The organism is Sphingobacterium sp. SG20118 (assembly GCF_044740685.1).
In the GTDB taxonomy this organism is placed as follows: Bacteria; Bacteroidota; Bacteroidia; order Sphingobacteriales; family Sphingobacteriaceae; genus Sphingobacterium.
The window spans coordinates 2,531,849-2,548,184 of record NZ_CP172826.1; the positions used below are offsets into that span (position 1 = coordinate 2,531,849).

The window sequence follows — 16,336 nt, forward strand, 5'->3', positions numbered from 1 at the left end:
ATAATTACCATTGTAATAAAACGCGTTGAGCTGAAAATCCTGGTCCAAAACTCAGCATAAGACCTAATTCTCCCGGCTGGGGTTGACGATCCATAACACGTTCTAGGACATAAAGAACTGTAGCACTGGACATATTGCCATATTGCAACAACACCTCTTTCGTGTCGTCTATATTTTTCTCGAATTCGGAAAATAGTTTTTCTACGGTGAGGACTATTTTTTTACCTCCAGGATGGAAAATCATATGGTTTATATCTTGAATACCTAAGTTATTTTTTTGAAGAAATGGATGTATGATGGTTCCAAAATGCTCGGCAATGGTATCAGGAACACCAATATCAAGTATCATTTGCAGACCACCATTAGTAAGCTTAAACCCCATAATGTGTTCCGCATCATAAAAGTGATACATCTGCTCATCGAGTATAGCTGGTCCTTGATCGTCTTCATAAGATGATAGTAAGCAGCAGGCAGCCCCGTCTCCAAAGATAGCGGCACTGACCATATTGGGCATCGAAAAGTCATCCAACTGAAATGTTGCCGTCGGAGCTTCTACAGCGATAACAGCAGCACGTTTACCAGGATTGGACTTAAGGAAATTTTTAGCATAAATGATTCCTGATATCCCTGCGACACAGCCCATTTCGGTAACAGGTAGCCTGACGATATCTTGCCTCAGATTCATCTTATTAATCAAGTAAGCATCTAATGATGGTATCATAATGCCTGTACAACTTACGGTGATGATATAATCAAGAGATTGTGGTTCCCAACCGGCCTTACTGAGTGCTTTTTCAAGCACCTGCTCGCCTAAAATAATAGCTTCCCTGCAGTAAATATTATTTTTCTCTTCAAATGAAGTAGCCGTAAAAACTTCAACTGGGTCTAGGATAGAATACCGCCTATTTACAGCGGCACCTTCAAATATCTTTTTTACTTTTTTTATAAAACGTATGTCTTGTCCATCCAGCCAAGTGTCCAACATGGGAATTACATCTGTTGTACTGCATGAATATTTCGGTAGTTGCTTGGCAACTGTTACTATCTTTACATTCATATTTTAGCTATTATCCATTGGTAACGAAAGGCCCATTTCCACTGGATGGTATAAGATTTTAAATTTAATATATTGGAAAAACTTTCCAACTCGCTTTTCTTAAATCCCCTCAATATCGATATAAGTCCATCCTCTCTCAACATCCTATTTAAACCAAAAAGAAAACAGATGACCTCAAATAATCTATAAGCGACTTTACTGCGCTGCAGGTCGTTTATAACTATTCCCAGATTAGCGTTCTGATTAAAGATAGCGATTAAATCGAGTATTTTTTCATTTGTAAAATGATGTAGGGTAAGGGTACATAACACTATATCATATTTCATGGTTTTGAAGTCGTCTCCAAAAATATCGTCACAGATATAAGTTATGTTGGGATAATCTTTAGATAATGATTGTGCATATTGTATCGTACAGGAATTGGCATCTACACCGAACATTTTAAGATCGATGTTGTTTTTACAAGCGTAATCAGCCAACATACGGAGCATATCACCATTGCCACAACCAATATCCACAATCGTTATCGGCTTGGTAATATCAACTCTTGCCAATAATTTCTTGACACCATTCAACGTAAGACTATTACCTCCAAGAAGCTGGTTGATACGTGCTATTTTATCCAATGCTTCGATTAACTCTTCGCCCTCAAGCGAAAAATCATCCATGATTTCGGATTTATCTGTTCTGAATTTGGTATTTAGGCCCATTTATTTTCTTTTGGTTTACCGTGAGTTTGCTTGATTATCCAAGATAGTAGTGATGGAAATCTTGTCGCTAAATTAACGCAAAAGGCTGTACTGGTTTCATATTGGAGTGCTTTTGCTAAAAGTCTGCCAACAAACAATCTTTTTCCAAAATTTTGACTCCATTTCCGTGCATAGGCACTTTCTAGTACCTGTCGAGACGTTATTTTACCCGAATAGTAATCTAATATTAGCTCTGACGCTATTTTAGCACCGTGCATGGCCATCGCCATGCCATTGCCACAAAGCGGATGAATAAGCCCAGCGGTATCACCTATCATGAGTATATGATCTTCAATGGTGGATTTTTTATCAAATGATACTTGACTTATCGTAATTTGCTTTTCAAAGAGAAGGGTGCTGTTTTCAAAAAAAGATTTGAGGTGTGCATTTTTATATAGGACATGCTCCTGATAATCTACGATATTCTTATATTTCTTAAAAGTATTCACATCAGCGAGGTAGCATACGTTTATCCTATCGTTTTCAACTTTGGAAATGCCACAATATCCACCATCAAAATTATGTAGCGCTACGACATCATTAGGAAAATTACCCGAATAATGAGCTTTTACAGCCAACCATGGCGCCGATTTACGAATAAAATCACGTGCAAGTATTTGATCGATATGCGCACGTTTTCCGTAGGCACCCAATACGATCTTTGTTATTAAAACTTGGTTTTGGCATGAGACCGTAAAGGTTTCTCCAGTAAAAGAGACTGCTGTGACAGTTTCCGTGATGATTGTACAGCCATTTAATATTGCTTTTTGGTATAGAAAATTATCGAATGAATAGCGACTGATACCAAAACCGCCTAGTGGTAATCGTGCTTTCACATGCTTACCTCTTGCTGTCGTAAACTCAAGGTCGGTAATCTTTGTTGGGTGTATTTCTAAAACATCTACACCAAGCCACTGTAGGTAGGGTAAGATTTCATTAGAAACATATTCGCCACACACTTTATGTCGGGGATACGCATTTTTTTCCACTAAAGTAACCTTCAATCCTTCCTTGGATAAATGTAGTGCTGCTGTTAAACCAGCAAGTCCACCTCCAATAATAACCACATCAGGATTTCTTTCCATATACAGCAATTTAAATATAAAAAAATGAAGTTTCACACATTTGATAAGACTACAATATTATTTTATTAATATTATTTTTTACATAAAAGTGGTGCCACTCTACTAAGAAACTTATGTATTTAAGAACAAAAGATTCTGATATTAGTTTGCATTTAGCTTGATAACCCATCGCACAGGTAGCCTTGTTATACGCTCAAAGTCATTTAAAATTTCATTTAACACCATGCATTGATTTACTATTCTTGTAACGCAATAGATTCTTAAAAGATATATTATTAGGTAAAGTGCTTCATATAATCGCTGCAGAACCTATATACAAATATGAATATCAAATCTGCATCATAAAAACCTTCATTTTTCTATCTTGAAATGCACCATGTTATTTAAGATTAGAAGTGTCATATGAATGAAAAATTACCATAAAAAGTTTAAACAGTACAATTAATTTTTAAATTTGTGTTGTTGAAGAATTTGAGTATATATATTGTTTTTGTCCTAATATTCTGCATGGGTTTCTTACTGATACCAAGCAGTGGTTATACATGTACAATAGATTTTAAAAAGACAACCCATTCTTCAAATCCGCGACATAAGAATATAAAAGATAACGATTGTTGCCCAACAGATTCTAATAAGAAAAAACATCACGATAATTGTAACGATCATAAATGTGATCATTTATGTAGGTGTCTATCATCTGTTTGTTCATTAAGCTTAACAACCCCTGTGGACGTCAGTCATAAGGAATATTTTTTTGCTATTGAACATAAATTTGGATTCAAACAGAATTATTATTCTTCAGAATTTTCTCCCATCTGGTTGCCTCCCAAAATAGGTTAAATAGTGGCACTCATGCCCAAAGTATGTCCTTTCAAAAGCATTAAAATTGCTTTTGAAAATCCTATTTATATTATTTTAAATTAAAAAAATCATCATGAAATCAATATCAAAAATATGGTTAGCAATTACGCTATTGCTATCTGCTGCAAATACCTATGCGCAATCGGAAAATTTAAAAATGGAAACTGTAAAAATCAATGGAGCTTGTGATATGTGCAAATCAACCATAGAAAAAGCAGGAAATATCAGTAATGTCGCAAAAGTAGAATGGAATACAGATACAAAACAAGCGATCCTAAAATATGATACTGTAAAAACATCACGTGGTGAAATCTTAAAGCGTATTGCATCGGTAGGTTATGACAATCAAGACTTTTTGGCTCCAGAAGATATATACAACCAGCTTCCGGAATGTTGTCAATACACCAGAGAAACCAACCTTGGATACCAACATATCTGACAATAATCTGGATAGCAATAAACAAGTGCACAAGCATGTTGGTAAGACTGATGTTACTCAAATCAAAACACAATTGCAAACTGTAATAAATGGTTATTTTGCTATTAAAGATGCTTTGGTAAAAACTGATGGAAAGTCTGCAGCTGTACAGGCTACTGAACTGATGGTAGTCATCAAAGCGATAGATATGGATAAGCTCGCAACCAATGAACATTCCACTTGGATGAAAGTACGCCAGAACTTAACCGAAAGTGTAGAAAGTATTTCCAAAACGAAATCTATATCAAGGCAGCGAGATAGCTTCTTAGATCTATCTAAATATACCTACGAATTGGCAATGGTAGCCGACCTAAGTAGTCCAGTATTTTATCAGCATTGCCCGATGTACAATTCGGGAAAAGGTGGACATTGGTTGAGTAAAGAGCTTAACATCAAGAACCCATACTTTGGCTCTAGTATGCTTACTTGTGGTGAGACAATAGAAACTTTAGACTAATATTTGTTTCGGTTCAAAATAATATAAATTTTTCTAAACTTTTTCGAACGACAGATGTTCTTATAATAGAAAACGATAACAAATACTTTCCTAAGAAAGTTAAACAATAAATGACGTAGTACGGTAAAATATCCAAATGTCTTTAAAAACAATGGATAAGAAACAAAAAAGAGGAAACGATAAGAAACAAAAAAAATTACTGTACAGTTGAACGCCAAGATAAAGGGTCTAATGAAAATTAGGCCCTTTTGATTTACATAAACATCTGTAAAAAATTCTGGTATAATACAATATCGGCACTAAAGTTTGCCTTTAAATCCTGCAAACAGCGTTAATTTCGTGAATAATAAACCTGCACTAATTAAACGTCCAAAATTATGATTCACCATTAAAACTGATCAATCTGTTGATCAACCAGATACAATAAAGAAGCTATTGCGGCGACTCCTGATTGTAACTCCCGCTTATCTACGGTTTCAAAAACATCCTTTGCCGTATGATGCAAGTCAAAATAGCGATGTGGGTCTGGTCTGAAATTGAACATTACGGTATTGGGAAAATGCTGGCCCCATACACCCGAATCTACACCAGGGCTACCCTGCAAGAAACGCGATACCCAAAACTTCTGTTCAAATAATGGCTTCCAATGTTGTTGGATCCAAGTAACACGTTCGGCTGATGCTTTGATATCAAATCCTCGTGGTGCAAAACCACCCGCATCACTTTCAATACCAGCGATAATCTTTTCTTTATTGTCCTTAGCCACTTGCCCATATGCAGAGGCTCCGTGGACACCATTCTCCTCATTCATATAGAATACCAATCGAATCGTATGCTTAGGTTGATAACCTAAAGCCATCAAGGTGCGTATAGCATCCAGTGTACCCATCGTTCCGGTACCATTATCATGCGCACCCTCTCCGACATCCCATGAATCAATATGCCCCCCGATAGTTATAATTTTGTCGGGAAATTTGCTACCCTTCCATTCTGCAATAACATTATGCGTATGTACAATCCCTTTCCATGCTGCATGTTGTTCTAAATAAACCTGAGCATGGGGATTATCCTTTAAAGTTTCGCCTAATTTAATAGCAGAGGCTGCGGATATCGCCATCGCTGGAATGCTATCAATGCCTTTTACATACCCTGTACCTCCTGTATGTGGATAATCATCTGTTGATGACGAAGATAATGAGCGAAATAGATAAGCTACAGCACCGAGCTTTGCAGCTTCGGATGGTCCCCGGCTACGTTGGCTAGAATTTAACCCATAGGCCACACCAGTCTCTACAATAGATTCATCCCATGGCTTATTAACAAAGACAATCTTACCCCTTACCTGCTCGCCGTACTTCTTTAGATCACTCAATAGTTCGACTTCAATCACTTCTGCAACTAATCCATTCACCGGAGTGGAAACGGAACCTCCAAGCGCCAATATCTGTAAAGGTTCTTTTGTATCGACGATATATGCCTTCTCTTTAGGGCCCCTATCCCAATAAGGGAGATTTACATCTTGTAGATAAACCCGGTCAAAATCCATCCTTTCCATCAAACTTTCAGACCAGCTCACAGCTTTGTCGGCATTAGCAGATCCTGCTATACGATGACCAATTTCTTTCGTCAGATAACGCAAATTATCAAAAGCTTGCCCATGATAGAATGATTCATAATAGATTCTATCCATCATGATGGAATCTTGCTGACCAAAAACCGCAGTTTTAGAGGTGAAAATTGAAAGTAGAGCAAATAGAACGGTTCTTTTCATTTTTTTCTTAGTTGTTGACAAAACTATCCTTATTCATAGGATATGGGTACGCCATTAATAGTTAGATTGAGAGGGCTAAACTTAAGCATATTTTTCAGCATATAACAATCAATCTCACGATAAATAAGTAGAAATATACACACCTCTAACTTGTTTTCGCGCCTATTCTTTCATGGATTTGTACCTCATTGAAACCATTTACCAAAAAAAGAGTTGGATTTTTCAATACCAACATAAAGATCATCATTTTCTACCTTTGTGGGATATATCGTAATAAAATCTCCTTGACCTGGGCAACCTTTACCCGTATTCAAATTGAATCGATGTCGGTGATAAGAACAGACAAGCTCCTCGCCTTCGCACCATCCTGTTACAAATGAAGCGCCAGCATGGGGGCATTTCCTTGAAAATGCTTTCCAACCTTGTTCATATTGTACTATACAAACACGTATTCGGCCCGCCTCGACCTCATAAATCTGATTTCGCTCATAAAAACTCGTCTTATCTACCTTATACCATTGCAACATAATTAAAGATACATAGAAAGTTTCGACTTATTTTTTATCTTTGCGTAAATTCAAAAATCTAGCATATTTTATGGCTTTACAATGCGGTATCGTTGGATTACCTAACGTAGGTAAATCAACACTATTTAACTGTTTGTCTAACGCTAAAGCACAAGCGGCAAACTTTCCATTTTGTACTATTGAACCAAATGTTGGGGTAATCACTGTTCCTGATGCCCGTCTTAATAAATTAGCAGAATTGGTTAACCCTCAAAAAATTGTTCCAAATACAATTGAGATTGTTGATATTGCTGGTTTAGTAAAGGGAGCTTCAAAAGGTGAAGGTCTTGGTAATCAATTTTTAGGAAATATTCGTACAACAAACGCTATTATTCACGTTTTACGTTGTTTTGATGATGGTAATGTTATTCACGTTGATGGATCTGTTGATCCAATCCGTGATAAAGAAATCATTGACACGGAGTTACAATTAAAAGATTTGGATACCGTTGTAAAACGTATTCAAAAAGTAGAAAAAATGGCTAAAACGGGGGGAGACAAGGATGCTAAACGCACCTATGAAATCCTATCTGTTGTCAAAGACCATTTAGAAGCAGGTCAATCTGCTCGTACTGCCGCAATCACAGAGGATGATTTTGAATTTATTCAAGATTTAGCTTTATTGACTGCTAAGCCTGTACTATATGTATGTAATGTCGATGAAGCTTCTGTTAATACGGGAAATGCTTATGTAGACCAAGTAAAAGAAGCTGTTAAAAATGAAAATGCGCAGGTATTGATTATTTCTGCTCAAATCGAATCAGAAATAGCACAGTTAGAAAGTTTTGAAGAGCGTCAAATGTTCTTGGATGACTTAGGTTTGAAAGAGTCTGGTGTATCTAAGTTAATCGTTGCTGCTTATTCACTTTTAGACTTAGCGACTTACTTTACAGCTGGCGTACAAGAAGTGCGCGCTTGGACGATCGAAAAGGGATTCACTGCTCCTCAAGCAGCTGGTGTGATTCACACTGACTTTGAAAAAGGATTTATCCGTGCAGAGGTTATCAAGTATAATGATTTCGTAGAATTAGGTTCTGAAGCCGCTTGTAAAGAAGCTGGTAAATTATCTGTAGAAGGAAAGACATATATTGTTGAAGATGGCGATATTATGCATTTTAGATTCAACGTATAATTGATAAACATGAAGCAAAAGGGGCTGAAAATATATATTTTCAGCCCCTTCTGTTTTAGTCATATAGCAATACCCCAGCTACATTCCAGCTACTGAAACTTGTACCCTCGCTTGCTCCTTGAGGAATCTGTACACGAATGGTATGTTTTCCTGCTTTTAATGTCCCTATATCGATAAATATCGGATAAGTGACGGTTCCGGGACACCAATTTGAACGACTCAGGTCCGATGAGGATAATCCATTGGAGAAATTGCCAGAAGCTGGATTACTCAAACGGTAAGATCCACAATCATTACGCCAAGGTGTATAACTGAACAAAGGTGCTCCATTCAAATAAAGGCTATTGGTCTTCGGGACGAACTCATCTCCATTTCCCCAGCCTCCGTGACCTGTTGTTGTATAGCGCAATTGTACATTTGCTGCATCTTCCTTTAATTCAAAAGTAACCGATAAGCCTTGTTCGTTATCGAACATGGTGCCATACTCCTGACCACCCATTTCCATCACATTTGTGCTATTGAAAATAGGTAATAGTTTTTTGAAAGACTGCTTTTTATCAAATCCAGGATGAACCGTTATTTCAAGACTCACTTCATGCCCATTTTTATCATAATTACCAATAAACGCGCCGATATAGACTTCTTGGTCGCTCAAAGCGCCTGCAAGTTCACTGATGTCCTGTCTATACATCACGGAGTCTTGCCAAGTTTTACCTTTCAATTTCAAATAGTTGAACTGGCTAACACCAAATGGTGTAAAAAAACGCATCAATTCTAGAATTGGAGTATAATTTGAGGTTCGAATGACACCTTGATATTTCTTACCATTTCCATTATCATATAGTGGTAGCGTATCCATACCCTTTTGCATGCCATCTAAGAAAGAAAGATCTTGATCCTGAGGAATAATGAAGACAGATCCGGTGCGGTCATAGGCATCTCCTTTTGACTGTTCTGTCAACTGTACGAAAACCGTCTGCCCTGCTCCAATTTTTGGAAATTTCACCTTTTTGACAATTACAGTACCATTTGCAAAGCGTAGAATACTGTCAGATTTACTATCATCAGAAAAACTGATTTTCTCTTTATCGAATACCGGAACTTGTACAAACCTACTTTTCCACAGAACATCCTTATAAGTAAGATCATCTACATACTGTAATGAGGCAGGTAATGCCAGTGTTTTTGGTAAAGATTTCAATTGTTCTATTTTACTTGCAGTAATCTTCGAATTTCCATTACGGATCACTTCAAGCACAAAGCCGAGGTCTTGACCCAAATCGGTAGGTCCGCCTTTTACGTTGAGCTCTGTCGTATACCAAATCTCGATACTGTTCGAATTTACAGTTGTTTTTGCTTTAAAACACGTATACCCTAATATTTTTTTTGTTTCCTTGGTAAGTTCCAATTGCTGCTTATTAATTGCATTGGAGTCAATCGTCGCTATCTGCTGCTTCGCATTGATCTGTGTCAATTTAAAATAGGCATTCGAAGGTCTTTTGATAACAAAAATCTCATATGGAGTCTTCGCTTCGCCGTTTAATATGTTACGACTTGTAATAGTTGTTTGGTCAGCATCCGCATAAACCAAAGTGGGATCTTGGCTTTCAATAATTTTATCATTATTGGATCTTTGATATTCAACCATAATGCCTTTTTGGGCAAATAATGACTGCGATAAAATAAGCGAAAGAAAGAGAGATAATAAACGCATAGTATGGAATAAATGATTAATCTCCAAAAATAAAAAAAGGATTGATAATATGCCTAAAAATAAGAAAAGCCTGAGAGAATCGAGCGATTTCTCAGGCTTTAAAGTACCTCGTGAATGAGGTAATCAACCTAAACCTATCCAAAGGTAAAATATATTTATTATTCTTGCAAACCCAATAAAGGAATCGTGAAAAAATTATTGAGAAATAGAGATGAGAAACTGCGTTTATTTATTGTTTTATAATAAAAAAAGGTTTTCAAACGGGGAGAATGAAAACCTTTTAAACCAATTATAAACCTAAATTATGATACCACAAAGATAGTGTATTAATTACACTATTGCAAATTATTTTAAAAATTCTTCTTTATTAAAAAGTTGAGAGGAAAATCAAAAGAGTGAAGTCCTAAAGACTTGGGGGATAAATTTTATCGTTATAAAACAAAAAAGGTTTTCAAACGGGGAGAATGAAAACCTTTATAACCAATTATAAACCTAAATTATGATGCCGCAAAGATAGTGTATACACAACACCAATGCAACTTTTCTACTCCTTTATTTTAAACTAATTCAAAAATATAGCTAAATATTTACAATTTAGAATGATTCTAACTGTTTTTATATCTCTATTTTATCTTTATCTTTGGATAAAATTAAAAATAGCATGTTTACAGGAATCATTGAAACCTTAGGAAAGGTTAAAAACATCACCAAAGAAGATTCAAATATTCATTTATTTATTGAGAGTAATCTCGCTAATGAATTAAAAATAGATCAAAGTGTCGCTCATAATGGCATCTGCTTAACAGTTGTCGGTATAGAAAATCAGGTACATCAAGTAACCGCGATTGATGAAACGCTCCAAAAAACAAATCTTAATGACTTAAAAATTGGGGATGTCGTGAATATTGAACGTTGTACACAGGCGAATGGTCGTTTCGACGGACATATCGTACAAGGACATGTTGATCAGGTGGCAACCTGCATAAGTAAGCAAGATCTGGATGGCAGCTTCCTATTTACTTTTCAATACGACCCTGCCCTTCAAAACATCACTGTGGAGAAAGGCTCTATAACGGTCAATGGCATCAGTCTTACGGTTGTGAATTCAAAAATAGACGAATTTTCTGTTGCAATCATCCCCTATACCATAGAACATACTAATCTTAAACATGTAGAAGTAGGTACTAAAATAAACTTGGAGTTTGATATCATTGGAAAGTATGTTTCAAAAATTATGGCTTTGAGAGGGTAATCTCAAAGCCATAAATACTATTCCAGATAATTACCTTGCCGCATCAATAGTGCTCGATACTTATTAAATACACTAGATTTCGAAACGAAACCTAGATAATTATCATCCTTATCGATAACTGGTAATATCCAAACATCATCCTTCTTCATCTTCAACATCACAGATTCCATATCCTCTTCATGGATTTTGACAATATCGCTGGGTATTTCGGCCAATTTGCTAAAAGGTTCTTCAATACCCTCCTGCTCTCCCAATAAAATGGCAAATAAACGTTCGCTATACAATATGCCTAATAACTTCCCTTTTTCAGTAACTATCGGAAAGATATTACGCTTGCTATGTATAATATCAGATTGCCGCATTTTTGGTGTCTCATCGGGCCTCAATATAACAAAATTAGTTTCTAAGACATACCTGATCTTCATCATACTCAGTACAGACCTATCCTTATCTTCATATGATAGCAAATCTCCCGAATCTGCTAAAACTTTGGTGTATATCGAATATTTCTGAATCGATCTGTTGATGAGATAAGATATCGATGTCACCAACATTAACGGTACCATCAGTCCGTAACCACCTGTAATCTCTGCAATTAAAAATACACCTGTCAATGGTGCGTGCATGATACCACTCAAGGCGCCAGCCATACCAACCACCACAAAATTTGGAACATTTAACTCTGTTATACCGGTAAGGTTTATCCCATAAGCAAAAGCAAAACCCAACAAGCCTCCCATTACTAAGCTTGGGCCGAATACTCCTCCGTTACCACCTCCATTCAATGTAAATAAAGCAGCAAAAGATTTTGCAAAAAGTGTTAATACCGAATATGCCAGTATCACCAAACCGATATCCTGATACTCAGCAAACAAGCTGTTTTTGACAATAGCGTTGAACTGCCCATTTAAAATCTGTTGAATAGCGATATACCCCTCACCATATAATGCTGGGAATATAAAAATCATAACTCCTAGAGAAATACCACTTACCCATACTTTATTATAGGGATTCTTTATGGCAGCAAACCAGTTTTTAACAATGTTACTTATTTTGGCAAAGTAAACCGAATACCCCCCAACTAAAAGGGCAAGCAAGAGATAGAAAAATAATGCTGATACTTCCCAATCTGTACTAAATGTATGGAATAAGGGTTCGCTATATAATGATTGCGCTACAACGGAAGCCATGGCAGCCGAGATCAATAATGGAATCAGTACAGGAATGGAGAATTCTGGCAATAGAATCTCGATCGCAAAGACCATACCCGCTAATGGGCTATCGAACGCTCCTGCAATACCCGCTGCCGCCCCACATGCCAACAATATCGTTACCTCTTTATACTGTAATCCAAAAAAACGTCCCGTATTAGAACCTATTGCCGATCCACTTAATGCAATTGGCGCCTCTAGTCCAGAAGACCCTCCAAATCCTACGGTCATAGCAGATGTGATGATCTGGGAATAAATATTATGAAATGAGAGGTAACTCGATTTTCTGGATATGGCATATATGATAGGTGTAATACCATGTTCAAAATGTTTTGCCTTCAATACTTTTCTCACGTATAAAACACTTAAAAGTATACCTAGCAAAGGAAAAAATAGGTAAAACGAATATTTATAATGCCACTCAACATCATCTTGCAGCGTACTTGCGATAAAATGTGTCAAAGCTTTTAACACGGAAGCTGCTACTCCGCCAATAATACCAACAACAAAGGCCAATATAATGATGAAATTTCGATTCGAAATCTTATGCATCCGCCAATTGTTAAGTGCATTAAGTTTATTATTGAGCATGCTCTTAATTGTATTGTAATTCATTTATGATACTATTGAAAACTTAACACTTCCTTTTTTTTCTTTGTCTTGAACTTCTCCGGTATGGCTTCCATGATTTCTTGTGATAATGCATCAATCGCTTTCTTTTTGACAAAGTTTTGTGTGGTCACCAAACTAATCTCACGCACAGGTTTCTGGGGATTTAAAATAACGTATTCGATTAAGCTGGTCTTCCGTATAATCGACAATTGACAACTCAGGTAGAATAGTGATGCCCGAGTTGATATCGACCATTTTCTTAAGTGTCTCTACACTACCGGTATTATATTCAAAACGCCCCGAATTATCATAATTATGCTTATGATGGCAAATATTGAGTACCTGTCCACGCATGCAATGTCCTTCATTCAGTAACCATAACTTATCGTCTCCAATATCGTCTGAGCTCAGCATCTTCTTATTAAAAAGTGGACTTTGCTCAGAAATGTAGGCAACAAAGTTTTCATAGAACAATGGTTTTTCAATTATCCCAGGTTCATGCAATGGTGTAGACAAAATACCACAATCTAAAATTCCTACTTTTAGCTCATGGATAATTCGCTCGGTAGTGTACTCCCAAATCTGTAGCTGGATTTTAGGAAATTTATTCATAAAATTTGTCAGTACAGTAGGCAATAAATAGGGTGCGATAGTCGGAATAACTCCTATTCGCAATTCTCCATCCAATTCTCCATTTTCATTTTGAACTATTTCGGCTATCTTTTTACTCTCAATAAGAATAATACGCGCCTGAGCTATAATCTTTTTGCCAATTTCAGTAGGCACTACAGGTTGGCGACTTCGGTCAAAAACCTTAGCACCTATAGATTCCTCCAATTTTTGGATTTGCATACTTAAGGTTGGTTGTGTTACAAAACACTTTTCGGCAGCGGCTACAAAATTACGATATGTATCGACAGCAACAATATATTCTAACTGGATGAGAGTCATCTTATCAATTTAATTTGTACAAAAGTAACAAACATATTCCATACCAAATGTCGATTCTCAGGCTAAACAGATGTTCTTTATATTTTTTATCTTTGGACTTGGATCGGGAATAAATTATTCCTTAATATAAATAAATAAACATGAAGTTATTGAATACAAAGTCATGGAGTCTACTCCTACTTTTAGCAACTACTGCTCCTACTCTACATGCTAAATCGCCTGATGAAGGTATGTTCCCATTAAGTGAACTCAATAGAGCAGGATTAAAGAACGCAGGTCTAAAAATTAATGAGAAAGACATATATAATCCTGGCAAAGTTGGTCTAGTGGATGCGTTGGTGCAAGTAAGTGGTTGCACAGGTTCATTCGTGTCACCCACAGGTCTGATCATTACCAATCATCATTGTGCATTCTCTGCTGTCCAATTAGCAAGTACGCCAATCAATAATTATTTAAAAAATGGTTTCGTCGCACAATCTCATGAACAAGAAATCGAAGCCAGAGGCCTAACCATTCGTATTACAGATTCTTATGAAGATGTTTCTGACAAGATATTGGCTGCAGTTGCCCATGTAACCGACCCCTCTGAAAGAATAAATACCATTAAGAAAAAACAACAAGAACTCGTTGCTCAAGCACAGAAACAAGACCCGACTATTAAAGCTGAGGTATCGGAAATGTTTATTGGCAAAACATATGTCCTGTTTCGCTACAAGACCATAGAAGATGTGAGATTAGTTTATATCCCTCGTCAAAATATCGGTGAATTTGGTGGCGAATCGGATAATTGGGTATGGCCTAGACATACAGGAGATTACTCTTTCTTACGTGCATATGTCGGAAAAGATGGTGCTTCTGCCAAATACTCAAAAGATAATATCCCATATCAACCAAAGAAATTTCTAAAGGTAAATCCTAAGGGAGTCAATGAGAATGATTTTGTATTTATTTTAGGTTATCCAGGACGCACATTCAGACACCGTCCTGCCCAGTATATTGAATACCAGCAGAACTTTCTCCTACCCTATGTTTCCCATTTATACGAATTTCAAAATGACCGCATGTTTGAAGCTGGTAAAACAGATAATGATGCCGCATTGTACCTAGCTACCCGTATTAAAAGAAATGCGAACGTATTGAAAAATTATAAAGGCAAATTAAAGGGTTTGCGTAATATAGATTTAATCGATACCAAGAAAAAGGAAGATCAAGCGCTACGAGCATTTATTAATGAAAAACCAGTATTAAAAACCAAATATGGCACCTTAATGAATGATATTGATGACCTATATAGTCTAATCAATCAAGATGCATATAAGGAAATGTGGATGAATAACATTTACACAAGCACAAGCTTGATGCGTATAGCGAGAGAAATAAACTCCTTTAAAGCAGCTATGCAACAGCAAGGTAACCTGCAAAAGCAAAATGCATTTTTCAAGGAAAATATCAATAACTTAAAAACTGCTTTGAAGGGAATCTATGAAAGCTACAGTCTATATGCCGATCAACGTATTTTCGGAAAAATGCTGGCAGATGCTCATGCTTTCCAAGGTAATAATCAGATTGAAACCATTAAAAATTTAAAATTCCAAGATAATAATTTGATAGGTGCTTATGGTGCTGATTTGATTAAAGCTTCTAAGCTGAATAATAGTGCTGAAGTATACGACAGTTTACTATCCAGCCCCAGCACGCTATTAGCTTATACTGATGAACTACTCAATTTCCAATCTACACTGGAATTAGACATCCAACAATTTGCATCGGAGCAGAAAAGAAGAGATGGTGTTTTAAACAAATTAATGGGTGATTATGTTGCCGTTAAAGAACAATATCAAACCAAAAATTTTATCCCAGATGCAAATTCAACATTAAGATTAACATTCGGAAATATAAAAGGTTACTCTCCAGTAGATGCGACTTACATGAAACCTTTTACAACAGTTGCTGGTATTCTGCAAAAAGGAAATCTCGATGAAGCTGACTTTGAATATCCTGCAGAGATTAAAACAGCTTGGGAAGCGAAGAATTTTGGTCCTTATGTTAAAAAAGAATTGAATGATGTCCCCGTCAATATGCTATATAATATGGATACCACTGGTGGCAATTCAGGTTCTCCAATTATGAATGCCTATGGAGAATTGATAGGTGTTAATTTTGACCGTTCGTACGACGCTACTATCAATGATTTTGCATGGAACGATAGCTACAGTCGTTCTATTGGTGTAGATATCCGCTATGTACTATGGGTAGCTGACAAAATCGACAATGCTCAATTTATATTAAAAGAAATGGGTATATAGAAGATAAATCATGATTTTTATAGAATAGGCTTATCGAATCAACCGATAAGCCTATTTTATTATAAGGCTATATGAAAGGTTAATATTAGCTCTAGAGATCATATTTTTTATGTATTTAATCTTCCAAAGCATAC

At 36.3% G+C, this 16,336-nt stretch carries 12 protein-coding genes and 1 pseudogene; 5 read left to right on the forward strand and 8 right to left on the reverse strand.

What is annotated here, in order from left to right:
- Window positions 1-4: 4 nt before the first annotated feature.
- From ACFX5U_RS11830 to ACFX5U_RS11840, 3 genes are read right to left on the reverse strand one after another with little or no spacing between them, the layout of a single operon-like run.
- Entirely contained in the window at window positions 5-1,057 is a 1,053-nt protein-coding gene (locus ACFX5U_RS11830; RefSeq protein ID WP_038698682.1) for a type III polyketide synthase, read from the reverse strand.
- Entirely contained in the window at window positions 1,054-1,767 is a 714-nt protein-coding gene (locus ACFX5U_RS11835) for a methyltransferase domain-containing protein (protein ID WP_400260799.1), read from the reverse strand. The genes ACFX5U_RS11830 and ACFX5U_RS11835 overlap by 4 nt, the downstream gene beginning before the upstream one ends.
- Window positions 1,758-2,891, reverse strand: a complete 1,134-nt coding sequence (locus ACFX5U_RS11840; RefSeq protein ID WP_400260800.1) for an NAD(P)/FAD-dependent oxidoreductase — start codon at window positions 2,889-2,891, stop codon at window positions 1,758-1,760. The genes ACFX5U_RS11835 and ACFX5U_RS11840 overlap by 10 nt, the downstream gene beginning before the upstream one ends.
- A gap of 934 nt (window positions 2,892-3,825) precedes the next feature.
- Here ACFX5U_RS11840 and ACFX5U_RS11845 point away from each other — a divergent pair.
- Complete coding sequence (locus ACFX5U_RS11845) at window positions 3,826-4,191, forward strand: heavy-metal-associated domain-containing protein (protein WP_400260801.1); 366 nt, start codon at window positions 3,826-3,828, stop codon at window positions 4,189-4,191.
- Window positions 4,172-4,687, forward strand: a complete 516-nt coding sequence (locus tag ACFX5U_RS11850; protein WP_400260802.1) for a DUF3347 domain-containing protein — start codon at window positions 4,172-4,174, stop codon at window positions 4,685-4,687. Before ACFX5U_RS11845 ends, ACFX5U_RS11850 begins: the two co-directional genes overlap by 20 nt.
- A gap of 388 nt (window positions 4,688-5,075) precedes the next feature.
- On the opposite strand, the gene ACFX5U_RS11855 is transcribed toward ACFX5U_RS11850, so the two are convergent.
- Together ACFX5U_RS11855 and ACFX5U_RS11860 are read right to left on the reverse strand one after the other, a co-directional pair.
- Window positions 5,076-6,458: a M20/M25/M40 family metallo-hydrolase gene (locus ACFX5U_RS11855; protein WP_400260803.1), complete on the reverse strand. Its 1,383-nt coding sequence runs from the start codon at window positions 6,456-6,458 to the stop codon at window positions 5,076-5,078.
- A 185-nt stretch (window positions 6,459-6,643) separates the two neighbouring features.
- Window positions 6,644-6,985 (reverse strand): Rieske (2Fe-2S) protein, encoded by a 342-nt coding sequence (locus ACFX5U_RS11860; protein ID WP_051959903.1) that lies wholly within the window; start codon window positions 6,983-6,985, stop codon window positions 6,644-6,646.
- Between the two features lie 70 nt (window positions 6,986-7,055).
- Between ACFX5U_RS11860 and ychF the strand changes: the two genes are divergently transcribed.
- On the forward strand, window positions 7,056-8,156 hold the full coding sequence (gene ychF, locus ACFX5U_RS11865; RefSeq protein WP_038698692.1) for a redox-regulated ATPase YchF: 1,101 nt from the start codon (window positions 7,056-7,058) through the stop codon (window positions 8,154-8,156).
- Window positions 8,157-8,211: 55 nt separating this feature from the next.
- Here the strand turns inward: ychF and ACFX5U_RS11870 are convergent, their stop codons facing one another.
- On the reverse strand, window positions 8,212-9,804 hold the full coding sequence (locus ACFX5U_RS11870) for a GLPGLI family protein (protein WP_400260804.1): 1,593 nt from the start codon (window positions 9,802-9,804) through the stop codon (window positions 8,212-8,214).
- A gap of 727 nt (window positions 9,805-10,531) precedes the next feature.
- On the opposite strand from ACFX5U_RS11870, the gene ACFX5U_RS11875 reads away from it, so the two are divergent.
- A complete protein-coding gene (locus tag ACFX5U_RS11875; RefSeq protein ID WP_038698696.1) occupies window positions 10,532-11,122 on the forward strand; it encodes a riboflavin synthase in 591 nt (196 codons plus the stop codon).
- A gap of 17 nt (window positions 11,123-11,139) precedes the next feature.
- Here the strand turns inward: ACFX5U_RS11875 and ACFX5U_RS11880 are convergent, their stop codons facing one another.
- Together ACFX5U_RS11880 and ACFX5U_RS11885 are read right to left on the reverse strand one after the other, a co-directional pair.
- Window positions 11,140-12,924, reverse strand: coding sequence for a chloride channel protein (locus tag ACFX5U_RS11880; protein ID WP_400260805.1), 1,785 nt, complete (start codon window positions 12,922-12,924; stop codon window positions 11,140-11,142).
- Window positions 12,925-12,956: 32 nt separating this feature from the next.
- A pseudogene (locus ACFX5U_RS11885) lies at window positions 12,957-13,896 on the reverse strand (LysR substrate-binding domain-containing protein).
- 140 nt (window positions 13,897-14,036) lie between these two features.
- Between ACFX5U_RS11885 and ACFX5U_RS11890 the strand changes: the two are divergent.
- Entirely contained in the window at window positions 14,037-16,202 is a 2,166-nt protein-coding gene (locus tag ACFX5U_RS11890) for a S46 family peptidase (protein WP_400260806.1), read from the forward strand.
- Window positions 16,203-16,336: the final 134 nt, after the last annotated feature.

Bases quoted from the DNA above. Each gene is read 5' to 3' on its own strand.
- ACFX5U_RS11845 (WP_400260801.1), top strand. From the start codon at position 3,826: ATGAAATCAATATCAAAAATATGGTTAGCAATTACGCTATTGCTATCT.
- ACFX5U_RS11880 (WP_400260805.1), bottom strand. From the start codon at position 12,924: ATGCTCAATAATAAACTTAATGCACTTAACAATTGGCGGATGCATAAG.
- ACFX5U_RS11835 (WP_400260799.1), bottom strand. From the start codon at position 1,767: ATGGGCCTAAATACCAAATTCAGAACAGATAAATCCGAAATCATGGAT.
- ACFX5U_RS11875 (WP_038698696.1), top strand. From the start codon at position 10,532: ATGTTTACAGGAATCATTGAAACCTTAGGAAAGGTTAAAAACATCACC.
- ACFX5U_RS11870 (WP_400260804.1), bottom strand. From the start codon at position 9,804: ATGGTTGAATATCAAAGATCCAATAATGATAAAATTATTGAAAGCCAA.
- ACFX5U_RS11830 (WP_038698682.1), bottom strand. From the start codon at position 1,057: ATGAATGTAAAGATAGTAACAGTTGCCAAGCAACTACCGAAATATTCA.
- ychF (WP_038698692.1), top strand. From the start codon at position 7,056: ATGGCTTTACAATGCGGTATCGTTGGATTACCTAACGTAGGTAAATCA.
- ACFX5U_RS11855 (WP_400260803.1), bottom strand. From the start codon at position 6,458: ATGAAAAGAACCGTTCTATTTGCTCTACTTTCAATTTTCACCTCTAAA.
- ACFX5U_RS11840 (WP_400260800.1), bottom strand. From the start codon at position 2,891: ATGGAAAGAAATCCTGATGTGGTTATTATTGGAGGTGGACTTGCTGGT.
- ACFX5U_RS11890 (WP_400260806.1), top strand. From the start codon at position 14,037: ATGAAGTTATTGAATACAAAGTCATGGAGTCTACTCCTACTTTTAGCA.
- ACFX5U_RS11860 (WP_051959903.1), bottom strand. From the start codon at position 6,985: ATGTTGCAATGGTATAAGGTAGATAAGACGAGTTTTTATGAGCGAAAT.